Genomic DNA, 20,878 nt, shown 5'->3' with positions numbered 1-20,878 from the left:
ACGGCGCCGCCGATCGACAGCGCGTGCACGTGGGGTGCCCCGCGGCTGCGTTGGTGACTCGTCAGGCGTGGAGACTCACCGTGCCGTCCATGCGCTCGCGAGCTCCGCGGCAGCGGGGGCCCGCGGAATGCGCTCCTGCTCCAGGCGCCGATCACCCTGCCGTACCAGGGCCAGCGCGTCGAGCTCCGCCACTGTGAGGTGGCCGATCACCCCGCGGAAGGGTCGCGGCTCATCGACGGCGAGATGCTCATGCGTGCGCCACGTCCCGGCGTCCATCAGGACGGACTCGACGCGCGGCAGCGCTTGGCGCAACTGGCCCAGGATCTGGAAGCCGTAGGTGTCGAGGTCGCCCCAGTACGCAACGTCAGCTCGGGCTACCCACGGCACCTCGGCGAGCACGGGGGCGGCGAAGCCCATGCCGTGCAGGGCCACGGTGCGCGGGAGTTCGGGCAGCGTGCCGAGCGTGGTGGCGTTCTCGCAGATGAGCACCCGAGCGGGTTCGACGTCGAGGGCCCGCAGACCAGCCAGGTCGACGGAGAAGTCCGGAGGCCCCGGCAGCAGGGTCGGGTCGAGCGCCCTGACCCGGAACCGCACCGCCACGCGGCGCAGCCCGGTGCCCTCCTCGCCGGCGATACCGCTGACAAGGGCTTCCACGAGCGCGCGGTGCCGCTCCAGCCACTTGGTGTGGACGCCGACGACCGGCAGCTCGCGCTCCCACAAGCCCGTGGAGGGGTTGGCCACGATCCACGCCACCACGGCGAGGAGCCGGACGACATCGGCTTCATCGAGGGCGCCCAGCCTGCGGGCCTGGGCGCGGATCGCGTCGGTCAGGTCGGCGTCCGGCCAGACCTCGCGCAAGCGGGCGACCCCCTCGAGCCCGCGCTGCCACGTTTCGGACTGTCCGGAGAGCCGTGCCAAGGCCGCCGGCGTGCCTGTGGCGCGTACGGGGAGCCGTTGGGTGCCGAAGTTGGTCCACGCTCGCGTCGACCACTCGACGTGGATGCCGTCGGTCCGCTCGAAGCGCTGCCACGCCTGCACCCAGGCGGCCACGGCGTCCGGGTCGCTTGCCATGACCGACTCCGTGGGTGGGTGCAACGGACGCCAGCGCACGGCCCCCGCTTCCGCGTCCGCGTCGGTGACGGACGCCGCCAGCCACGCCGGCCAGTGCGCGCGCCACTGCTGCGCGGCCCAGCCGCGGAAGTCCGCGACCGACCTCACAGCAACGCCTCCTGCAGATCCTGCTGGTCCTGCGTGAAGGCCTCGTCGTCGGCCTCGAAGGGCAGTTCCTGCACCTGCGATCGTCGTCCGGAGTCGTTCGTCACCATGACCACACCGCCAACGTAGTCGTCGATGGTCTGCAGCATCTTCATGGGCGTGGCCAACAGCAGCTGGAACCCGAACTTCTTGAACACCTCCAGGCCCGCCTGGGTGAACGTGTGGTCGGCCTTGTCGAAGGCTTCGTCGATCACGACCAGCGCGTAGGTCGGCTCGGACTGCCCGCTGGGCGCGAGCTGGAACCGCAGGGCCGCCGCGAGGCAGAACGTGACGAGCTTCTGCCGCTCGCCTCCCGAACGCCCACCGGACCCGGTGAAGACGTCGAGTTGCTCACCGGATTCACCCACCACGCGGGCCTGGAAGTGGACGTGCTGGCGCGTGTCGAGGCAGCGCTCGCGCCACGCCCGATCCGCCGGGTCGGAGGAGCCCAGCCGGTCGAGGATGCCCTTCATCAGCGTGAACCGCCGCTCGGCCACCACGCGCTCCTCACCCCCGTTGGAGGCGAACACCGCACTCGCCGACCCCGAGATGATCTCGTTGAGGGTGGACAGGAAGGTGTCGACGTCGGGCAGCGCCCTGTCCTTCACCTCGATCTGCAGGTGCCCGCCGGGGGTGAATTCGGTGAGCCGCAGCGAACGGTTCACCTCGTCGACCCGCAGCCGGATCGCCCGTCGCGCGCCCTTGATCTTCGTTGACAGCTGGCTGATGTTGTTGCGCGCCTGGCTCTGCAGCAGGTCGAAGAACCTCTGCTCGAACGTCGGCAACCCGTCGCGTTCGAGCACCGTGAGCCGCTCGAGGTACTCGGGCAGGTAGCCGATCTCGTCGGCCCAGTCGGCCGACTGCGACGGCCACCCGTCCCGGTAGCCGGCCATCTGGCGGGTGATCCTGCGGGTGAGGGTGGCCCGCTCACGTTCCAGCGTGATCGTGCGGTCGCTGAGTTGCTGGCGCAGGAGCACCTCGAGTCGGTCGGCAGGAGCGTCGAGCTGACGGGCGCGCTCGGCCAACTGGTCGGCGATGACCTCCGGCACGGGCTCAGCGGCGGCGAGTGTGGCGTCCAAGTCGTCCAACCTCGTTTCCAGGCGGCGCACCTCGCCCTCCACACGGTCGCGGCGGGACGCCAGCGTGCGGCGCGCCTCCTCGGCCTGCGCGACAGCCTCGTCGGCCCGCGCGAGCGCCCGCTCGAGGTCGGGCAGGTCGGCGTGTTCGAGCCGCAGGCGGTCGATCCTGTCGCGGGTGGTGGCGAGCTGGGCGTTCAGGGCGGCCACGTCGAGGTCATCCCAGTCGATGCCTTCGAGCCGGGCGAGGGCCGAGCGCAGGGCCTTGCGTCGCTCGTCGCCCCGGCCCAGCTCTTCGACCGCCCGTTCGGCCTCGGCCACCGCTCGCGTCGCCTCGGCGAGGTGGGCCTCGAGCTCGGCCTCCTTCGCCTCCGTCGAGAAGCCGAGCACCCAGCGGCTGCGATCGTCGACGTGGCGCCGGTCGTCCTTCTCGTGGAGGCTGAGCGAGTGCTTCACCTGACCCGCGCGGGTGACCGCGCGGTCGTGGTGGCGGAAGTCATGCGGGTGCTCCACGCAGGCGTAGTCGAAGCGGCGCCGCAGTCGGTCGGCGAGCCACCCGGCGTGCGGGCCTTCCGCCAACTCCAGCTTGGCGAGCAGGGACACCTCATCGGGCTCGACGTCGGAGCCCGGCGCCACACCCTCGCCCACCCGCTCGTACACCAGCCGCGTGCCGAGGAACGACGCGTCGACCACCTCGGACGCCGCCAGGTAGTGGGCCTCCGGCACCACGAGCGTGCGCGCGAACGACCCCAGGACGCGCTCGATGGCGCCGCGCCACCCGGCCTCAGCAGCCCGAACCTCCACCAGCTCGCCCACGAACGGCAGCAGCGACGTCGGCACCTGCAGCCGCTCGGCCAGCAGTTGCCGGGCCTCCAACAGCTTCTCGTCGAGGTTCGAGCCGTGCCGGCGCAGGGCTGCGAGCGCGGTCTCGATCCCGTCACGCTTCTCGCGAGCACTGCGGCGACGCATGGCGGCGTCCAGTTCGGCGTCCTTGCGCTCGCGCTCCTCGGCCTCGAACCGCTCCGCCGCAGCTTGGACACCCGTCTCGAACGCGCCCACCGCGTCGGGGCCGGTGGGCCACTCCAGCCCCACCACGGACGCGCTGCGCGCCAGCTCATCGACCCGCGCCTGCGCGCGCCCGAGTTGGCCCTGGATCGACTCGACCAGTTGCTCCAGCGTGCCCAACTCGGCTCCTGCCGAGCCGTCCAGGGCCCGCTGCGCCTCTGTGCGGACGCCCTGCAGCTCCGACAGCCGACCCTCGGCGCGCTCCAGTTCCGCCTCCAGCCCGACGAGTCGTGGCCGTTCGCGAGCGAGTGAGGCCTCGGCGTCCGACTTGGCCCGGGCGGTCAACCACGTGACCAGGTGGGCCTCCTCCTCGGCCAATTGGGCCAGCGCGCTCTCGGCGTCCGCGTGGTGGTCGGCGAGGCCGCGCAACGGGGTGAGCACCTCGACCTGGCGGCGGGCGTCCACCACCGAGGTGTGCGCCAGAGTGAGCTCCTCGAACTGCTCGACCGTCTCGGAGCTGAGCTGGAAGGTGTCGGGCTCATCGAGCATGAAGTCGCGGAACAACGAGTCGAGGTTCGTCAGGTTCTTCGCCGACTGGGTCTTGTGCAGCAACAGCTGGGCCTGCTCGCTGCCGAGACCCATGCGCTTGCGGAACTTTGCCGAGAAGCCGGTGTAGGCGTCTTGGCTGAAGATCTCCCAGTGCGGGAAGGCCTGCTGCACGCGTCGGTTCTCGATGCCGTCCTTCGCGTAGGACTGCAGCGACAGCAACTCGACGGCCTCTGGCGCCATGATGAACATCGACCGCACGTCGGCCGGGTTGGTCGACCCCGCTCGCAGGTGGAACAGCCGGATGAGCGTGGTGCGGGTGCCGTGCCCGTCGTCGAAGGTCAGCGCGACGCCGCTCCAGTTGGGCCCCTTGCGCAGGAAGGCGGTGCCCACCTCGCCGGTCGCCTCGTCGGTCTCGCGCTTGTAGGCGCCGAGGATGTAGGTGACCAGGTTGCGCTCGCGGTCACCGGTCTCGGTACCCTGGGCGGCCGCGTTGAACTTGAGCTTGGCGGGCCGCACCATCAACGCGGCCATCGCGTCGAGGATCGACGACTTGCCGGCCCCCGACGGACCCGTGAGCAGCAGTCCGCGGCGGGGGACGGCGAAGGACCGCGCGCCGTCGAACGTGCCCCAGTTGACGAGCTGGACGCGGCTGAGGCGGTGCTGGCCCATCACGCCTCCACCAACCGCGCCAGGTCGTGGGTGATGACGGCCACCTCGTCGGCGCCGAACACCAACGCGAGGATCGGCGAGATCTCCCACCGCTCCTCGTCGTCGGTCGGGAGCAGCACGGAGTTCTTCTTCATCTTGTTGATCGACGCGCCGATGCGGTCGTCGAACCCCTTCTTGTCGCTCAACTCGGCCGGGCGGTAGCTGCGCAGCTGGTCTTCGATCTCGTCGCGGCCCACGAACGTACGCGCTGCGGTGCCCTGCCCGGCGAGCAGGCGCCGGCGCAGGAACAGGACCAGTGCCGTGTCGAGCAACGTCAGCGGGTGGCTGCGGACCACGCGGGGGGCGTCCTCGACCGCGAGGTTGCGGACGAAGGCGATGCCGGCGTCGGTGTCGACGACCAGGTCGAGGTACAGGTCGGCCAACCGGGCGCGGACCAGCTGCTCATCGCGAACCAACGCCGACCACAGCCGGCCCTCCCCCTCGGAGCCGCGCAGGTACGGCCCCCGGATCAACTGCAGCAGCACGCGCCGGGTGGCCGGGGACAGCTCACCGTGGTCGACGACCTCGTCGGCCACGACGTCGTCGAACTCGTCGGGGGTGTCGGCCGCGCGACGCGGGACGGGCTGCATCGTCATGCTTCACTCCAGTGCTGGGGTACCTGACTGAAAACGTAGCGGGGCGCACTGACATTCTTCGTGCGGCCACTCGGCGACGTCCACGACCACGTCTCGTGCTCGGGTGTGGCGATGGCATGGTCCGTAGCCAGGAGCAACATGCCGACGATGGACGCCAACCCCTGCGTCGCCGGGAACCGGGCCAACACCTCGCCGGCCGTCGCCGTCGGTGTGTCGGCCAGCGTGGCCGCGATGTGGCGCTGCAGCTCGGGGAAGTCGATCTCCGTGAGGCGGACGAGCGCCCGGAGGTGTTCGATGTCCAGCGGCGTGGTGGGGTGCTCGACCACCTCGGTCTGGGTGCGGAGGTCCGCGGGGTTGTGCAGCGCCCACGCTCCGATGGACGAGATCGGCACGGACGTGAGGTCGAGGCTGCGCCCGACCTCCTTGATCGGCGAGAGGCGCTGCAGTGCTGCGTAGGCGGCCTGCTCGGCGCGCTCAAGGGCGTCCGCGAGGCGCTTGTGCTCGCGATACTCCTGGGTCTCGACGAAGCGGCGCAGGCTGCGGGAAAAGCTCGTCAGGGTCTGGCGCACCTGGGCGCTCTCCTGCTGCAAGGTGGTGAGGAACTGCCGCAGGAAAGCGGCGTCCGACCCCGCGAGGGCTTGGGTGAACGAGCGCTGCAGGACGGCGTCCACGGCCTCGTCGAACGCATCGGTGAGGGCCGGGTCGAGCAGCAGGCGGTGGAAGGCGGCGAAGGTGCGGCCGGCGTCCGACTCCTCGATGACGTCGACGCCGGCGAACACCCGCGCGAGCACGGACCCGCGCGACCCGTCGTTGGTGATGATCTGCTCGCGCAGGCCTTGGTTGAGGCGGTCGAGGTCGTCGGCGACCTTGGCGAAGTCGCCGGGCACCTCGCCCGCCAGGCGCAGGATCTCGCGGAGGCGTTCGGTCGCCTCGATGTCGCTCATGGGCTCGAACTCGCCGGACTCGACGCGGGCGATCTCGGCGTCGAGGCGGTCGCGCTCGGCGCGCAGCGAGTCGAGGCGGCTCGTGGGCTCGGGGTCGGAGTCGCGCGCGAGCCCGGAGAGGAGGTCTGCGAGATTGCTCAGCCGCGACGACGTGACCGCCGACTGCGGTTGTTCGACCGCCGTGACGAACCGGACTGCGTCGGCGGCGTCCCGGGAGAGCTCGACGGTCTCCTCGCGGCTCTCGGTCGGACGCCGGATGAGGATGCCGTCGCGGATCCACGCGGCAACGTACTGCTGGGCGGTCTGCGGGAGAGCGAAGCCCGCGTCGCGCAGCTCGTCGAGGTCGTCGGCGACGCCCGCGACGAACTCGGCGTAGGTGAGGATGCGGTGGTCGGCGAAGCGGCCCGAGAAGATCGCGACCATCGCCGGCATGAGGTCGGCGCGCAGCAACTTGAGTCCGGCGGACTGGCTGGCCCTCTGCGCCGTGACCGCGCTCCCCGTTCGTCCGGCCATGGGGGCAGTGTAGGGGCGGACGCCGTGCGCGCCGGTGAAGTCCCCTGCCAGGTCAGCGGCAGCTCGGAGTGTTCGCGGGTTCACGCCGACAGTTTCGCCTCGGGCTGCCATGGAAACGGATAACCGCGTATCCTTGCGTATGGATCGATCTGCGAAAGGATCTGAGGGGTATGGGCTGGCCAAGCGTGGGGGTTGAAACTTTGGATTGGCGCGACTCGTGGCGTACGTACGAGGCCGCCGTCGTCCCTGCCATCGCTGGATTGGAGGTCGAGTCCTCGCTCGACCCCGGGACGGCCGCCCGCGTCGGCGCCGCGCAACAGTCGATCACCGCGTTCGACGCGGAGATGACCGAGCAGTTCGGACCCCTCGAATTGGGCACCATCGACACCGTCCTCCTGCGTTCGGAGGCGTCGTCGTCGTCACAGATCGAGCACCTCACGGCATCGGCCAAGCAACTCGCGCTCGCCGAACTCGGCGAGTCGAAGAGTGTCAACGCGCGGCTCGTCCGCGCCAACGTCGCCGCCATGGAAAGCGCCGTCACCACTGGGGAGTTCAGCACCGAGACCGTCGTGGCCATGCAGCGCGACCTCCTCGGCGAGACCGGGTTGCACGTCGGCGTCCGTCACGAACAGGTCTGGATCGGAACGTCCGGGTCAAGCCCGATCGGCGCCGCCTTCGTTCCGCCCCACCACGATCGCGTCCAGGCGAACCTGACCGACCTGTGGCAGTTCCTGACCCAGGACGCCCGCCTCCCCCTCGCCCACGTGGCCGTGGGCCATGCCCAGTTCGAAACGATCCACCCCTTCGTCGACGGGAACGGGCGGGTGGGTCGAGCGATCGTGCACAGCTACCTGCGCCAGCGACGCCTCACCAGCCACGTGACCGTGCCGATCTCCGCAGGACTACTCGCAGACACGGCCGGCTACGTACGCGCGCTCACCGCGTACCGAAGCGGTGACCCCTTACCGATCGTGGGCGAGTTCGCGCGAGCTGCGCTCGACGCCGCTGCCGTCGGTCGTGAACTTCTTGCCGAGCTCCGAGACATCAGGGGGACATGGGAAGAGCGGCTCGCTGCACGGCGCGACTCGGTCGCGTGGCGCATCGCCGACCAACTCGTCGGCCATCCCGCGGTCACGGCCGAACTTGCCGCCACGCGCAACGGCGTGTCCGCGGCGGCGACACGCAATGCCATCGCCGCGCTCGTGGATGCGGGCATTCTGGTCAAGGCATCCGTCGGACGCCGCAACCAGGTCTGGGTGGCCGAGGAGATCACCTCGTGCTACGACCGCCTCGCCGTGCTCATGGGCCGCCGTCAGGCTTGGTGACCGCGTAGCATCGCGCTGACGCCCGACCCAGCCAAGGAGGTCCCGCATGGTGAAGCTGCCGGATGTGTCGAAGGGCAAGGCCCTGCTGGCCACCCTCGCCACGATCATCACGCCGAAGGTGATGGAGCTTCTGCAGGATCCGGCACGCGCCGAGCAGGCGAAGCAGTTGCTGGAGCGACTCGCGGCCGCCACAAAGCCGCGGACGGCCGACGCGCGGCTCGCTGCCAAGATCGCCGCCGTTCGTGCCCACGTTGACATGTTGGAGCCGGGTGATGTCGGGTACGCCCAGCGCGACTCCCTGCGTGCGCAGCTGAGCGGGTTGGAGAAGAAGCGCTCCTTGGTCATGGGTGCCTACACCGGACGCGAGCGGTCACGGCAGCTCAAGGGGATCTCCAAGCAGGTCGACGACGTTCTCGCTCAGTTGCTGCAGGCCGCGGACGGGACGTCCCATCCGTCGTAGGGTCGCCTGCCGGTGGCAGGCGGGACCCCAGATGCCCATTGTGCGCCCAGGGAACTCGGTGCGGCCGCCGCCGGCCTATCCAGCCTTGCCCGAGTTCGCGCTGAAGAACGGACGGAGATGCTCCCGCAGAGCGGGATCGCAGACGTACACGAAGGTGCCCCGCATGCCGCGCGTGAGCAGGACGGCATAGATGTTCGTGATGTACGTCAACAGGTCGTCGTCGGTGACCTGGCGCCCCAGCTTGGGGTTGTTCTCCTTGCCCTTCTTGTCGTGGTAGTTCGCACGGTCGACCACGATGCGTGCGGACGCCTCGTCGTAGCGGAGGTCCGGCCCGATGATGACGCCCGCGTAGTTGAGGTCATAGCCCTGCACGGTGTGGATGGAGCCGACCTCGAGCACGGACCCGGGCGCGTTGATCCAGTCCTTGTCGGTGGCGTTCCAGCGCAGCGCCAACCTGTCGACGGTGATGTCGAACGCGCCCTTGTCGGACTTGCTCACCCAAGGCCACGCGAAACCGGCGACCAGCCGAGCGAGCCCGACCTCGGCGTCCAAACGCAACAGCTCAGCGCGCATGTCCGCCGGGTCATCGAAGAAGCGCAGGTCGTACCCGTCGAAGGAACCCAGAGCATCGCGGACGAGGAGCGCCACTGCATCCATACTCTTGAGTCAAAGGGGCTGCGCCTCAGAAATTTGGCCGAGATGAGCGTCGTCCATGGCGAGCGCCAGTTCGACAAGTTGGTCACCCCGGAGGAGCAGGAGCACTGGCTGACGGTGTGGGAAGAGGTTGGATCCGATCCTGACCCGCGCCCAGTGGACGAGGATCTCCGTCGCCGGTTCAGGCGCCGCTTCACCACGTTCATGAAGCAGCCAAACGCAGAGGACGCCCTGTGGATCCTCGGCCTGTATCTGACCATGGCGATCCCCTTCCCCAACCGAACGGAACTCACCTTCTGGTCGATGTCTTGCCTCCCTCAGCCGGGGGTGTGCTCACGCGTCAACATCAACATGCAGGAAGTACTGACCTTGAGAGACGACGGCGGCCTGCTGATCGCTTACTTCCATCTCGCCAAGAGCCCGCTCGAGCGAGAGTGGGGGCCCGGCTGGCGGGACACCTTCGGAGGCGCCTTCATGGTGACAGATCACTACTGGAAGCCAGGGGGCGGCGACCGGTTCCAACTTGTCGCACCGTTGCCCCTGGCGCTGGCGATCCTCACCGAGCAAGTGGTGCAGGAAGCGATGATGACCCTGAACCTGCGGCTCATGCGCAAGGGGCCCACGTACTACTCGACATCGCACTGCATTGACCTCGTGACCGAAGCGCATGCGGTACGGGAGAGGCGATGGGACGATCTGAAGGATCTGTTGGAGCTGTTGCACGCACTGGATGATCCCGACGAGGATGCGTCTCCAGCGGGAAGGGAATCGACACCATGAGAAGCACCGAGGGTGAGCAGGAGGCCATGGACCGCATCTACCGGCTCGCCTGGCGCTGGGCCACTGATGTCCTGCCCAACGGTGACTCAATCCTCACTCCAGGATCTCGGATCTGGACGGTGCAGAACTTCGACGAGCTCCAGGTGAAGTTCGTCGAGAGGCCCGACGAGACCGGGGACAAGAAGTTCCTCGCCAAGCTCCACGAGCAGTTGAGCGACGCCTCCCCCGCCGCGATCCAGTTGATGGCAGAGCTCCACCTTCTCTTCTTCTGGTGGGTCTGGGAAGGCGCGATCTCTGCCCCGAAGAAGCGAGCCGACCTCAATGCGATCCTCTCCTGGCACCCTGATCGCCCGACCATCCCCGCCGAGGTCGACGCCTCCCTGAGCCCCGGTATCGCCCATCCCGGCCAGTGGGCGAACACGCGACGGGACGTCCAGCTCACCTGCCTGGTCCACGTCGCGATGGCGCTCAAGTCCCAGAGCCCGGACCGCTACGCCGAGCTGTTGCGCGACCCCTTCCAGTTCCGCGATGTCGTGGTGGCCACCCCCGACTCCTCCGCCGACGCGGCCAAGCTCGGGCTCCTCCATCTCCTGTTCCCGGACACCTTCGAACACACGGTTTCGCCTCGGCACAAGCAGCTGATCCTCAGCCGGTTCAACGGGCACGTACGCGACGAAACAGACATGGACCGCGCCCTCCTGCAGATCAGGCAGGCGCTGAGTTCAACCTACGGCCCATGCTTCGACTACTACGCGGCCGAAACCGACCCCCTGCCGCACCTGTGGAACAAGGACAGGGCGTGGACGAGCGTGGTGCGGTGGGTCCAGCGCATCTGGACGACCATGGACCTCGACGCCGAGGAGCGGAACTACAAGCTGGACTTCTCGCGCCAACTCAAGGCCAGGCGGCACAACGACCCGGTCGGGGTGGTCGAGTGGTACGAGTCCCTGAGGAAGGGGTTGTTCGACCCCAACAACAACCTGATGGGGTGGCGGTCCCGCGCCACCTTCGATGCGTGGGCGAAGGCGAACCCCGAGGATGCCCGCCGAGCGGTGGAGTCCCTGTGGGGGAATGACTCCCGTTCAGAGAGTGAGCGCGTCGACCAATTCGCCTCCTTGATCCGTCCCGCGGGGCTCACCACGATGGGGCCCGCCGTGAAGCTGGCGTCAGTGCTGTTGATGGCCGACGATCCCGAAGTCCACCCGCCCGTGAAGGTCGAGAAGACCCGGAAGGCTTGGCGACTCGCGGGCTGGGGCAACGAGCCCCAGAGCGCCACGCCGGGCGGCTTCGTCACGCGCGCCTACGCGTTCTTCGACGAACTCGTCCGCGACTCGGCAGGTTGGGAGCAACCCCTGCGTGACCGGCTGGACGCGCAGGGCGCCCTGTGGACCCTCACGTCCCTGGACAAGCGCCCCGAGGCGTGGACCGAGAAGGAGTGGCAACTGTTCCTGGCGTTCCAGGACGGCGTTCTGGTTGACCCTGACGACGAGCCCGAGCCGACCGAAGCGGAGGACGACCCCGAGCCTGTCCTGACCCGCGACTTCATCGCCGAGGCCGCCGAGGACCTCCACGTGGATCGAACGGTCCTCGACGAGATCGTCACCCTCCTGGAGGACAAGGGCCAAGTGGTCCTCTACTGCCCCCCGGGAACCGGCAAGACTTACCTGGCCAAGCGGCTGGCGGCTGCCCTGGTCGAGGAGGACCCTGCACGGACGACCGTGGTGCAGTTCCACCCGGCAACGACCTACGAGGACTTCTTCGAGGGTCTGCGCCCCACCCTTGACGGCGGCACAGTCGCCTACGAGTTGCGACGGGGACCGCTGTCACTCCTTGCCAAGGCCGCAATCGATGACCCCGACCGGCCCCACGTCATGGTCATCGACGAGCTCAACCGGGCCAACCTGCCCAAGGTGTTCGGTGAGCTGTTGTTCCTCCTGGAGTACCGCGACGTGTCTGTCGCCACCTTGTATCGCCCGCAGGAGAAGTTCATCCTTCCCCCGAACTTGTTCTTCATCGCCACGATGAACACCGCTGACCGGTCGGTGGCCTTGGTGGACGCCGCCCTGCGCCGGCGTTTTCACTTCATCCCGTTCTTCCCGCACCTGGGCGCCATGAAGGGCCTACTTCGCCGCTGGCTCACCGACCACAGCCGCAGCACGGCCGTCGCGGACATGCTCGACGCGATCAACGATGAACTTCGGGTCGAAGTGGGCGACCACCTCGTCATAGGCCCGAGTCATTTCATGAAGGAGGACCTCTCCGAGCAGGCACTCCAGCGCATCTGGGAGTACAACATCTACCCCACCCTCGAAGAGCTGCTGTGGGGCAGGACGGAGGAGCTGGTCCGCTGGAGGTGGCCCGAGGTCCGGGACCGTTACGCCACCGAACTGCGTCTGCACCCTGCCCACGCCCAGGAGGAGGACGGGACCCAAGCCTCCGACCCAGCGGCGGCCCGATGACCGGACGTCGACCCGACTCGGACACCGTCACCGTCGAGATCCTCGAACACAAGCAAGCCGAGCTCCCGATCAGTGACCGGCAAGCCCGGATGCTCCAAGTCGCGGCCGGTTCTCGCCTCACGGTGAGCCCGAGCGCCGCCGGGTACTCGGTGCGGGCGACGTCGCATGTGGGCTCGGTCACCATTCCAGGGCTGGTGGTCCATGTCGTCCCCAAGGTCCCGGTGGACAACGTGGTGCACCTGCTCACCTGGAGCACCCACAGGATCGCGTTCGACCATCAGCTGGCCACGCACGCGTCCCAGAGCCTGACGGCGGCGGTCGCCGCCTGGTACGCGCGGATGCTGGAACGGGCGCTCGTCCTGGGGGTCGACCATGCCTACGACGAGGAGTCCGACCGGCTGGTCGCGCTGCGGGGCCGGATCGACTGGCCGGCCCAGGCGAACGCCGTGGCACTTCCCACCCCCATCAGCTGCCGCTATGACGAGTGGTCGATCGACACCCGCGTCAACCGGATCGTCTCAGCTGCCGCCCTGGCCCTGCTCCGCAACCCCGTGGTGCCCGCACAGCCGACCTTCACCCTCCGCCGCCTGCTGAAGCTCCTCCCGGGCGTGGGCCCGCTGCGTGGGACGACCTGGCCCATCCGGGCCCACTCATCACTCGCCTCAACGAGCACTATGAACCGGCTGTCGGCTTGGCAAGACTCATCCTCGGCGGCGCCGGCCATGCTCAGGGGATCGGCACCGCACGGGTGTCGGCCTTCCTGGTGGACATGAACGCGGTCTTCGAGGACTTCGTGTTCGCCAGTCTTCGCCACCGTCTCCGCGGCACCTGGACCGTGACCCGGCAACAGGTGGTCCCGCTGGGAGCTCAGGGCCAGCTCCCCGGGGAGCCCGACCTGCTGTTCCGGGACGCCTCCGGCAAGGCCAAGCTGGTCGCCGACAGCAAGTACAAGCTCACCACGGACGGACGCGGCCGCAGCGCCGACTACTACCAACTGCTGGCCTACTGCACCGCCCTGGGCCTCCCGCGCGGCGTCTTGGTCTACTGCGATGCGGGAGAGGGAACTGAGCTGCCCGCCCGTCGTGTTCAGGTCCGCAACGTCGCAACCAGACTGGACACCATCCGAGTGCCGCTGTCGGGGTCGCCGGGGAGAATCTCGGAGGCGCTGGACCACGTCGCGCTGCAACTTCAGGATGGCTGAAGACGCCCGGATGATGGCTCACTCGCCGTTGAGAGCCGTCACCGCCAGCGACAGTTCCTTCTGGGAGCCGTCCGTCGGCTCGCACGTGTCCCGCTCCTGGTGCTCCTGCGCATCGAGAAGCAGGGCTGCGACGTCCTCGTCCCCCCGCTGGAAGTAGACCCCCCGAAGGGCCTCCATGCCGAGCGCGCCTTCCGCCTGCACCGCTTGGGCAAGGTGGAACGTGATCTCATGGTCAGAGGAATCCCGTTGCAGGCGGGAGCCGGTCAGTCGTGCCGCGTCGAGAAGTGGGCGCCCGGTGGGTCGCTCTGCGCGTCGGATGTCGAAGACCCTGTCGTCCTGGAGGACGAGGAACACGTCCTCCCCCAAACCGACGCCCATCTCGAGCAGCCGCGCTCGGATTGATCCCAGGGAGGGCTGCAGCCCCGTCCACCGAACCGCCTGCTCGCCGAACGTGGCCGACAGGAGCTGCGTTTGCCCCGGCTGCAACCCCACCAGCGAGGCCGCGGCACTGGGGATCGGGAATCCACTACCCCGCAGGTGATCGTTGGTCACGGTGATGCGGAGACGCCACTCCGCGTCCCCGCGGAAGAGCCGCTTCGTCCGGGCTGGCTCACGTCCGTTGCCCGCCGCAGCGCGCGGCATGTACTGGACGACCCCGCTGGTGCACACGAAGGGGTGGGCGCTGGCGTACGCAATGACGCTTGAGCGCGCCACCGCATAGCGCTCCGCATGCTCGAGCAGGTCGGTCAAGAGGACATGTCCGCCACCGGCATCGACCTGGTCCTTGATCATCTGGCGGATGCCGCCGTACTCCTCAAGCCCCCAGTCGGCGAGGGCGAAGACGTCACGGTCGACGCGGATCACGCGTGGCTCGAGTGCCAGAGCATTGCGCAGCGAGCCCAAGCTGCGCTCCACTCCGATGCGGGCCAGGATCGCCTCCGCCTCCAGAGGCTCACCCTCCAGGGCCAGGACGGCGACGCCCCAGTCCCCCAGGCTGCGGGCGCGGACCAGCACATGGCCCGCCGCGATGGGATAGCCACACGCGGCGATCCACTCCTCATCAAGGCGTGCCTGACGAGCCGGGTCGATCGTCTGGACGAACCGAAGGCCTGTGAGCGGGACGAGACCGTTGCCGTCGGCCGCCTCCTCCAGCCGGACCTTCGTCCGGCCAACCGCCTCCTCGTACGTGCGTCGCACACACCAACCGCCACGGACCTCGAACGAATCGCCCAACCGGTCGAGAAGCCGCCACACGGGCTGGTTGACCGTGGCTAGAGTCCGGCCCAGCGCCGGCATCACTTGGAGGACGTCCTCCAGGGCCGTCACCTCGCCGACGAGGGAGTCCAAGACTGCGAAGAGGGTGCGGAGTGCCTGGTCCTGCTGAACGAAGTCCAGCAGCTTTGAGCGCAGCCGGGTCTCGATCTGCCGGATCCGCTCGCGGGTGACGTCGAAGCGTTGGCCCAACTGGTCGAGGGTGACGGGATCGTCCGCCAACATCCGCTCCTTGAGGATGACCATTTCCCGCGGCTCCAACAGGCCGAGCTGATCCTCCAGCAGGTCGGCGATGTCGACGGCGTCATCGCCCAGGAGCTGAGCCGCGGTGAGCAAGCCGCGTCCCGCGACTCCGGCCACCACATCCGGGCCACCGACAGGAGCCGACACGCGCAGGAGCGGGGCGTTCGGGTGGCCGACGAGGGCATTCCACCGCGCGAGCGGTTCGACCGCGCGGTGGACCGCCTCTGACCACGGGGCGGAGACCTTAGTCGGGACCTGAATCGCAGTGCCTCCCACCACCTCGGGGTCGCTGGCGTCCCATTCGTTCGCGTCCTCGAAGCCCAGGCCCGGCTCCCGCAAGGCCGCCGCGAGCGATTCAGCCGCCAAGAACTCGAGCAACGCGTCGACCGTGCCCACGCCCATGTTGCGCCAATCCAGGACGTCGTCAAGGGTCTTGTCGCCCAAGTCCCGCCACGTGTGCATGCGCTCACGGTTGAAGACATTGCGCGCGCGTATCGGGAGGCCCATCCAGAGGAGGTTTGCCTGGGGATCCAGACCAGGGAACAGGGCAGCCAAGCGCACCCGGGTGAGGGAATGGGCCAGCTGGGCGATCACGCTGAGACGTGCCTCGCGGTCCGCATCGCTCCCGTCGCCAACAGGCTCGTCCCACCAGTCGCTGCGCTCCTCGTCAGCCACTGCGGCCCAGGGAAAGACCTGCGACCACACCACAACGCGGTGCCCCTCTTCGTCCACTTCACTCACTCCTTCGTGTTCCTGCCCGCCACGCTAACCGGCGCCCCTGACACTTTCTCCCCGATGCGGCTCGCACTGCGCACACTACGGTCACTGTGGTCCGGACGGACTCATCGTGCTTCGGTTCGCGGCCGGCCAGTCACGCTCGCGACTGTAGTGCAATCAGGTGATCAGGCCCGGCGAAGTACTACGGGATAGCATTCCTGAACCCCAGTCGCTGAAGACAGGAGCCAAACCATGACGGGCTTCACCCCGCCCGAAGCACCGATCTTCACCACGGCGTCCGAACGAGACGTCTGGCAGAAGGTGACACGACAGCTCGGACCCGAGTGCACGGTCGTGCCCAACCTGCACATCGCCGATGAGCACAAGGACCACGAGGTGGACCTGCTCGTCCTCATGCCCGGCTCCGGGATCGTGGCCGTCGAGGTCAAGGGCAGCCACGTGTGGGTGGAGGACGGCGCGTGGTACATCCAGCGAGAGGACCGGGAGCGGATCTACCCCGTCGACCAGGCCCGGGACGCCCAGTACGCGCTCCGCAAGTACGTCGAGGCCGACCCGCGTTGGGGCAGCCGGACGCGCGTCCGGTGGAGCCACCACGTCGTACTGGCCCACACCGATCTTGACGACAAGTTCGCCATGCCGGACCTCCCCCGTTGGCAGGTCAGCGGGCGTAACGACCTGGACGAGGTCGGTGCCCGCCTCTGGGACACCACGTGGCGGTACCAGAAGGACGCCCGTCCGCCCACGCTGGAAGACGTGAACGTGATCCTCGACATCCTGCACGGACGCTTCCTGCCCGCACGCGACACCATCGCGCTCGCCGAGGACCGCGAGGAACGCGTCCAACGCCTCACCGCCGAACAAGCGCAACTGCTCAAGGTCACGCGGCTCCTCAACCGCCTCGAGATCCGCGGCGCGGCAGGCAGCGGCAAGACGGTCCTGGCGATGCAGCAGGCCTGCGACCTGGCGTCCGGACGCCTGCTCGGCGAACGCAAGAACGTGGCCGTGGTCTGCTACTCCTACGGGCTGGCCACCTACCTCGAGCGGTCGCTGATGGTGGGCTCGCGCGGCAAGCGTCCGCGGTTCGTCGGCACGTTCGAGGACCTCGGCCGGCGCTGGGGCATCACCGACTTCGGCGGACGCGACGACTCCGACTTCTGGGAGGTCGAACTCCCCCGCCAGATGGCGGAGAAGGCCACCCAGCTGACGCCGGAGCAGAAGTTCGACGCGATCATCGTCGACGAGGCGCAGGACTTCGCCGACGACTGGTGGCTCCCCCTGCTCGGCGCGCTCCGCGACGAGGAGAGCAGCGGCCTGTATGCCTACTCAGACGAGCGCCAGCGCGTGTTCGCCCGGTTCGGGCGTCCGCCGGTGCAGCTCGTCCCGCTCGTGCTGGACCACAACCTGCGCAACACTCGCCAGATCGCCGAGACCTTCGTCCCGCTCGCGCCGACCGGCATGGAGATCCGCGGCGAGGACGGGCCGGAGGTCACCTTCGTGGCCTGTTCCTCCGAGGATGCACTCGGCGTGGCCGACGACCAGGTGGAGGTGCTGTTCGACGAGGGATGGTCCGCCGCCGACATCGCCCTGATCACCCTCGGCCAGCGCCACCCCGTGCAGACCGAGCGGCAGGAGACTCTCGGCCAGAAGGACTACTGGAAGCAGTTCTGGGAATCCGACGACATCTTCTACGGGCACGTCCTGGGCTTCAAGGGCATGGAGCGCCGTGCGGTAGTGCTGTGCGTGAACGAGTCCGGACGCCGTGACCGCGCCGCCGAGCGGCTGTACGTGGGCTTGTCTCGCGCCACCGATCGACTGATCGTGGTGGGTGATCCGGACGTGATTCGGCACATGGGCGGGGATGACGTTTGTCAGCGGCTTGGAACGGCGAGGTCAGCCACCACGATCGCGTGATCGCTGCCCGCTTCGATGGCTTCCCCCCAGAGATGTTGAACGTCCACGACGCCGAATTCGGGCGACGCGTAGATTGCGTCGTAGCGGCACTCAACACCTCGACGTGAATGCGTCAAAGCCAGGGGTCCATCCGGACGCGAGAGCCGGAGTTGTGCAGCTTGCTCCGGTCGCTGGTCGAGGAGCGCCCGGAAGACGTCGCGGAGATCATGCACGCGCTCGGGTCCGTAGAGGAGGGGCTCTCGCGCGTTCCACCACTCGTCGTCGGCGAGGTCGTGCCGCTCCCACTTGGGGGCATCGGCGACCCGCGCCAGGAGATCCTCGTCACCTTCAGGCAGCCACCGCACACCTACGCGGGCCTGTCGCGCGACCTGCCACCGAACACGGTGTGCATGGGTTTCGAGGACGAGCACCTGCAGTTCGGCCTCAACGTCGGCGGCCCGTTCGACAGCCGCGGACGCTCACGCGTGACGGTCAGTTCGTCCATGCCGGATCCCGCCCTCACGGCGTACGGGTCGGTCATCCGCTGGATCCTCGAGGGGGACCCCACCTTCACCGTCCGCGGGGACGGCGTCGAGGAGGGCTGGCGGATCACCGAGGAGGTCCTCGCCGCCTGGGCCGACCAGCCGCTGCTGGACTACCCGGCCGGCTCGTCCGGACCGGTCTGACGCGTCGGCTCCTCCGCCCTGGCCTGGGTGGCCGGCTCACTGCCGGCCTGGGGCCCCGCGTCGGAGCGGCCGGCCCGGGGTTTCGGACCCGAGCTGCCCACGGACTCGTCCTGGCTCTGCCCCGACAGCGCGTCCGCGGCGCGGATGAGGCCGAGGTGGCTGAAGGCCTGCGGGAAGTTCCCCGCCAGGCGCCGCGACTGCGGGTCGTACTCCTCAGCGAGCAGCCCCAGGTCGTTGGCGCAGCCGACGAGGGTGTCCATGAGGCGTTCGGCGTCCTCGCGGCGTCCGGACAGCGCGTACTGCTCCACCAGCCAGAACGAGCAGATCAGGAACGGGTACTCGTGGCCGGCGAGGCCGTCGGTGCCGGTCTCGGTCCGGTAGCGGCGGATGAGGCCGGACGGGTCCTGGAGGTCCCGCTCGATGGCGGCGACGGTGCCCAGCATGGCGGGGTGGTCGGGCGCGATGAAGCCAGCGTGCGTGAGCTGCAGCAGGGAGGCGTCCACCTCGGTGCCGTCGTAGGTCTGGGTGAAGGTGTTGCGCTCGGCGTCGAAGCCGCGTTCCCAGATCTCCTTCTCCAGCCGGTCGCGGTACGCGCACCATGTGTCGACGTCCCCTTCGAGGCTGTGCTCCCGGACCGCCTTGATGCCCAGGTCGAACGCCGCCCACATCATCGCCCGCCCGTGGGTGAAGAAGTGGAGGTCGCCGCGCATCTCCCAGATGCCGTGGTCGGGGCGGTCGAAGTTCTTGATGCAGTACTGGATGAGGTTGCGCTGCATCCCCCAGCTGTAGTGGGTCTCGGCCTGACCCGCGTCGCGCAGCTTGGCCAGCGCGATCATCACCTCGCCCGCGACGTCGGCCTGGTACTGGTCGGCCGCCCCGTTCCCGATCCGGACCGGGCGCGAGCCCTCGTACCCGGCCAGGTGGTCCAGTTCCATCTCGGGCAACTGCTTCTCCCCGCCCAGGCCGTACATGATCCGGATCTCCTCCGGTTCGCCGGCGATGGCGCGCAACAACCACGACCGCCACAGCCGCGCGCCGTCGAGGAAGTCGTGGGCGATCATCGCCTCGATCGTGAACGCCGCATCGCGCAACCAGGTGAAGCGGTAGTCCCAGTTGCGAGACCCCCCGAACTCCTCCGGCAGGGACGCCGTGGGTGCGGCCACGATGCCGCCCGTCTCGGTGTGCGTCAGGGCCCGCAGGACCAGCAGCGACCGCATGACCAGGTGGCGGTACTGCGGCGGGCAGCCGGACGCCTCGGGTTCCAGGTTGGACGACCAGTCGCCCCAGAACTGGAGCGCGTCGGTGAGCGCCCGGGCGGGATCCACCGGCTCCGGGGCCTTGTGGTACGAGTGCGACCAGGTCATCACCCAGTCGGCCTTGTCCCCCTCCTGGAGGGGGAAGCGACCCACCAGGTGGTCGGCCGGGGCACCGCTGTGGTGCCCGGCGTGGGAGTCCGCCTCGGCCGCCGGGGACAGCGCGGGGCCCGTCAGCTGGACGGCGTTGGGTCCCGCCACCGCGTAGAGGGCCTTCCCACCGAACGAGTCGACCTGCCGGACCCACGGCGTCCGGGCGCCGTACTCGAAGCGGATGATGAGGTCGTGCTCGACGACGACGCTGCCCTCGAGGCACTCCACGTGCCGGACGATGTCGGCGTGGTCACTGCTGGGCGGCAGGAAGTCGACGACCCGCGCCAGCCCGGTGTCGGAGCGCCACAGCGTCTCCAGGACGAACGAGTGGTCGAGGTAGCGGCGTTCGAGGACCTGTCCGCCGGCGATGGAGAGCTTCCAGCGTCCATCGTCCGGGGTGCCGAGGATCGCGGTGAAGATCGCGCCGGAGTCGAACCGCGGGAAGCAGAGCCAGTCGATCGACCCGTCGCGCGAGACCAGCGGCCCCGTCATCAGGTCGGCGAGCAGGGCGTAGTCCTCGATGGGCGTGCTCATGCACCCCATACCTACCACGCAGGATGGGCCGCGACCATGCTTGTTCTGGAGGAATCGTCGGGATTGGCGTGGACGGGTCGAACGAAGGAGACGGCGATGGCACTGGCCAAGAACACGATCTGCCTGTGGTACGACAAGGACGCCGAGGACGCGGCACGGTTCTACGCCTCGGTGTTCCCCGACAGCCGGGTGGACGCCGTGCGCACCGCCCCCACCGACTTCCCCGACGGCAAGCAGGGCGACGTGCTGACGGTCGAGTTCACGGTGTGCGGGATCCCGTGCATCGGGCTCAACGGCGGTCCACAGTTCCGGCACAGCGAGGCGTTCTCGTTCCAGATCCTGACCGAGGACCAGGCCGAGACCGACCGCTACTGGGACGCCATCGTCGGGAACGGCGGCCAGGAGAGCCAGTGCGGCTGGTGCAAGGACCGCTGGGGCCTCTCTTGGCAGATCACCCCGCGGGTGCTGTCGGAGGCGATGATGTCGGACGAGCCGGGCGTGGCCGAACGCGCCCTCGCGGCGATGATGCCGATGCAAAAGATCGACGTGGCCACCATCGAGAGGGCCATCGCCGGGGCGTAACCC

The 20,878-nt window shown here is 68.8% G+C and carries 14 protein-coding genes and 1 pseudogene; 8 read left to right on the top strand and 7 right to left on the bottom strand.

The window, feature by feature from the left end:
• Positions 1–75 precede the first annotated feature (75 nt).
• The 4 genes from ET989_RS10150 to ET989_RS10135 are packed head-to-tail and all read right to left on the bottom strand — an operon-like array spanning position 76 to position 6,645.
• A complete protein-coding gene (locus tag ET989_RS10150) occupies positions 76–1,218 on the bottom strand; it encodes a Wadjet anti-phage system protein JetD domain-containing protein (RefSeq protein ID WP_131168533.1) in 1,143 nt (380 codons plus the stop codon).
• A complete protein-coding gene (locus tag ET989_RS10145) occupies positions 1,215–4,553 on the bottom strand; it encodes an ATP-binding protein (protein WP_131168531.1) in 3,339 nt (1,112 codons plus the stop codon). Before ET989_RS10145 ends, ET989_RS10150 begins: the two co-directional genes overlap by 4 nt.
• Positions 4,553–5,188: a DUF4194 domain-containing protein gene (locus ET989_RS10140; protein WP_131168528.1), complete on the bottom strand. Its 636-nt coding sequence runs from the start codon at positions 5,186–5,188 to the stop codon at positions 4,553–4,555. Before ET989_RS10140 ends, ET989_RS10145 begins: the two co-directional genes overlap by 1 nt.
• Positions 5,185–6,645 (bottom strand): DUF3375 domain-containing protein, encoded by a 1,461-nt coding sequence (locus ET989_RS10135; protein ID WP_165490121.1) that lies wholly within the window; start codon positions 6,643–6,645, stop codon positions 5,185–5,187. The genes ET989_RS10140 and ET989_RS10135 overlap by 4 nt, the downstream gene beginning before the upstream one ends.
• A 200-nt stretch (positions 6,646–6,845) precedes the next feature.
• Here ET989_RS10135 and ET989_RS10130 point away from each other — a divergent pair, with 200 nt between their 5' ends.
• Positions 6,846–7,970: a Fic family protein gene (locus tag ET989_RS10130; RefSeq protein WP_165490120.1), complete on the top strand. Its 1,125-nt coding sequence runs from the start codon at positions 6,846–6,848 to the stop codon at positions 7,968–7,970.
• Positions 7,971–8,016: 46 nt separating this feature from the next.
• Complete coding sequence (locus ET989_RS10125) at positions 8,017–8,430, top strand: hypothetical protein (RefSeq protein WP_131168522.1); 414 nt, start codon at positions 8,017–8,019, stop codon at positions 8,428–8,430.
• Positions 8,431–8,505: 75 nt separating this feature from the next.
• On the opposite strand, the gene ET989_RS10120 is transcribed toward ET989_RS10125, so the two are convergent.
• The gene (locus ET989_RS10120) at positions 8,506–9,087 is read right to left on the bottom strand and encodes a DNA/RNA helicase domain-containing protein (protein WP_131168520.1); all 582 of its coding nucleotides are present in this window, start codon (positions 9,085–9,087) and stop codon (positions 8,506–8,508) included.
• A 42-nt stretch (positions 9,088–9,129) separates the two neighbouring features.
• Between ET989_RS10120 and ET989_RS10115 the strand changes: the two genes are divergently transcribed.
• The 3 genes and pseudogenes from ET989_RS10115 (at position 9,130) to ET989_RS15985 (ending at position 13,524) form a co-directional block, all read left to right on the top strand.
• Positions 9,130–9,864, top strand: a complete 735-nt coding sequence (locus tag ET989_RS10115) for a hypothetical protein (protein WP_131168518.1) — start codon at positions 9,130–9,132, stop codon at positions 9,862–9,864.
• On the top strand, positions 9,861–12,323 hold the full coding sequence (locus ET989_RS10110) for an McrB family protein (RefSeq protein WP_131168517.1): 2,463 nt from the start codon (positions 9,861–9,863) through the stop codon (positions 12,321–12,323). The genes ET989_RS10115 and ET989_RS10110 overlap by 4 nt, the downstream gene beginning before the upstream one ends.
• Positions 12,320–13,524: pseudogene (locus tag ET989_RS15985) on the top strand (McrC family protein). Before ET989_RS10110 ends, ET989_RS15985 begins: the two are co-directional and overlap by 4 nt.
• Before the next feature lie 18 nt (positions 13,525–13,542).
• On the opposite strand, the gene ET989_RS10100 reads toward ET989_RS15985, so the two are convergent.
• Entirely contained in the window at positions 13,543–15,780 is a 2,238-nt protein-coding gene (locus ET989_RS10100; RefSeq protein WP_131168513.1) for a sigma factor-like helix-turn-helix DNA-binding protein, read from the bottom strand.
• Between the two features lie 228 nt (positions 15,781–16,008).
• Here ET989_RS10100 and ET989_RS10095 point away from each other — a divergent pair, with 228 nt between their 5' ends.
• On the top strand, positions 16,009–17,688 hold the full coding sequence (locus ET989_RS10095; protein WP_131168511.1) for a nuclease-related domain-containing DEAD/DEAH box helicase: 1,680 nt from the start codon (positions 16,009–16,011) through the stop codon (positions 17,686–17,688).
• 158 nt (positions 17,689–17,846) lie between these two features.
• Positions 17,847–18,353 (top strand): hypothetical protein, encoded by a 507-nt coding sequence (locus ET989_RS10090; protein WP_206662305.1) that lies wholly within the window; start codon positions 17,847–17,849, stop codon positions 18,351–18,353.
• On the opposite strand, the gene ET989_RS15810 is transcribed toward ET989_RS10090, so the two are convergent.
• On the bottom strand, positions 18,323–20,293 hold the full coding sequence (locus tag ET989_RS15810; RefSeq protein ID WP_131168507.1) for a glycoside hydrolase family 15 protein: 1,971 nt from the start codon (positions 20,291–20,293) through the stop codon (positions 18,323–18,325). The two genes, ET989_RS10090 and ET989_RS15810, sit on opposite strands and share 31 nt — an antisense overlap.
• Positions 20,294–20,389: 96 nt before the next feature.
• Here ET989_RS15810 and ET989_RS10080 point away from each other — a divergent pair, with 96 nt between their 5' ends.
• Complete coding sequence (locus ET989_RS10080) at positions 20,390–20,875, top strand: VOC family protein (RefSeq protein WP_206662304.1); 486 nt, start codon at positions 20,390–20,392, stop codon at positions 20,873–20,875.
• The last annotated feature ends 3 nt before the right edge of the window (positions 20,876–20,878 follow it).

This window comes from Propioniciclava sinopodophylli (assembly GCF_004324755.1).
Taxonomy (GTDB): Bacteria; Actinomycetota; Actinomycetes; order Propionibacteriales; family Propionibacteriaceae; genus Propioniciclava; species Propioniciclava sinopodophylli.
The sequence above is the reverse complement of the archived record's forward strand: the minus strand, read 5'-3'. Positions and strand labels throughout refer to the sequence as shown.

Coding starts and splice junctions, on each gene's coding strand:
- ET989_RS10145 (WP_131168531.1), bottom strand. CDS start 4,553: ATGGGCCAGCACCGCCTCAGCCGCGTCCAGCTCGTCAACTGGGGCACG.
- ET989_RS10140 (WP_131168528.1), bottom strand. CDS start 5,188: ATGACGATGCAGCCCGTCCCGCGTCGCGCGGCCGACACCCCCGACGAG.
- ET989_RS10135 (WP_165490121.1), bottom strand. CDS start 6,645: ATGGCCGGACGAACGGGGAGCGCGGTCACGGCGCAGAGGGCCAGCCAG.
- ET989_RS10125 (WP_131168522.1), top strand. CDS start 8,017: ATGGTGAAGCTGCCGGATGTGTCGAAGGGCAAGGCCCTGCTGGCCACC.
- ET989_RS10120 (WP_131168520.1), bottom strand. CDS start 9,087: ATGGATGCAGTGGCGCTCCTCGTCCGCGATGCTCTGGGTTCCTTCGAC.
- ET989_RS10115 (WP_131168518.1), top strand. CDS start 9,130: ATGAGCGTCGTCCATGGCGAGCGCCAGTTCGACAAGTTGGTCACCCCG.
- ET989_RS10110 (WP_131168517.1), top strand. CDS start 9,861: ATGAGAAGCACCGAGGGTGAGCAGGAGGCCATGGACCGCATCTACCGG.
- ET989_RS10095 (WP_131168511.1), top strand. CDS start 16,009: ATGACGGGCTTCACCCCGCCCGAAGCACCGATCTTCACCACGGCGTCC.
- ET989_RS15810 (WP_131168507.1), bottom strand. CDS start 20,293: ATGAGCACGCCCATCGAGGACTACGCCCTGCTCGCCGACCTGATGACG.
- ET989_RS10080 (WP_206662304.1), top strand. CDS start 20,390: ATGGCACTGGCCAAGAACACGATCTGCCTGTGGTACGACAAGGACGCC.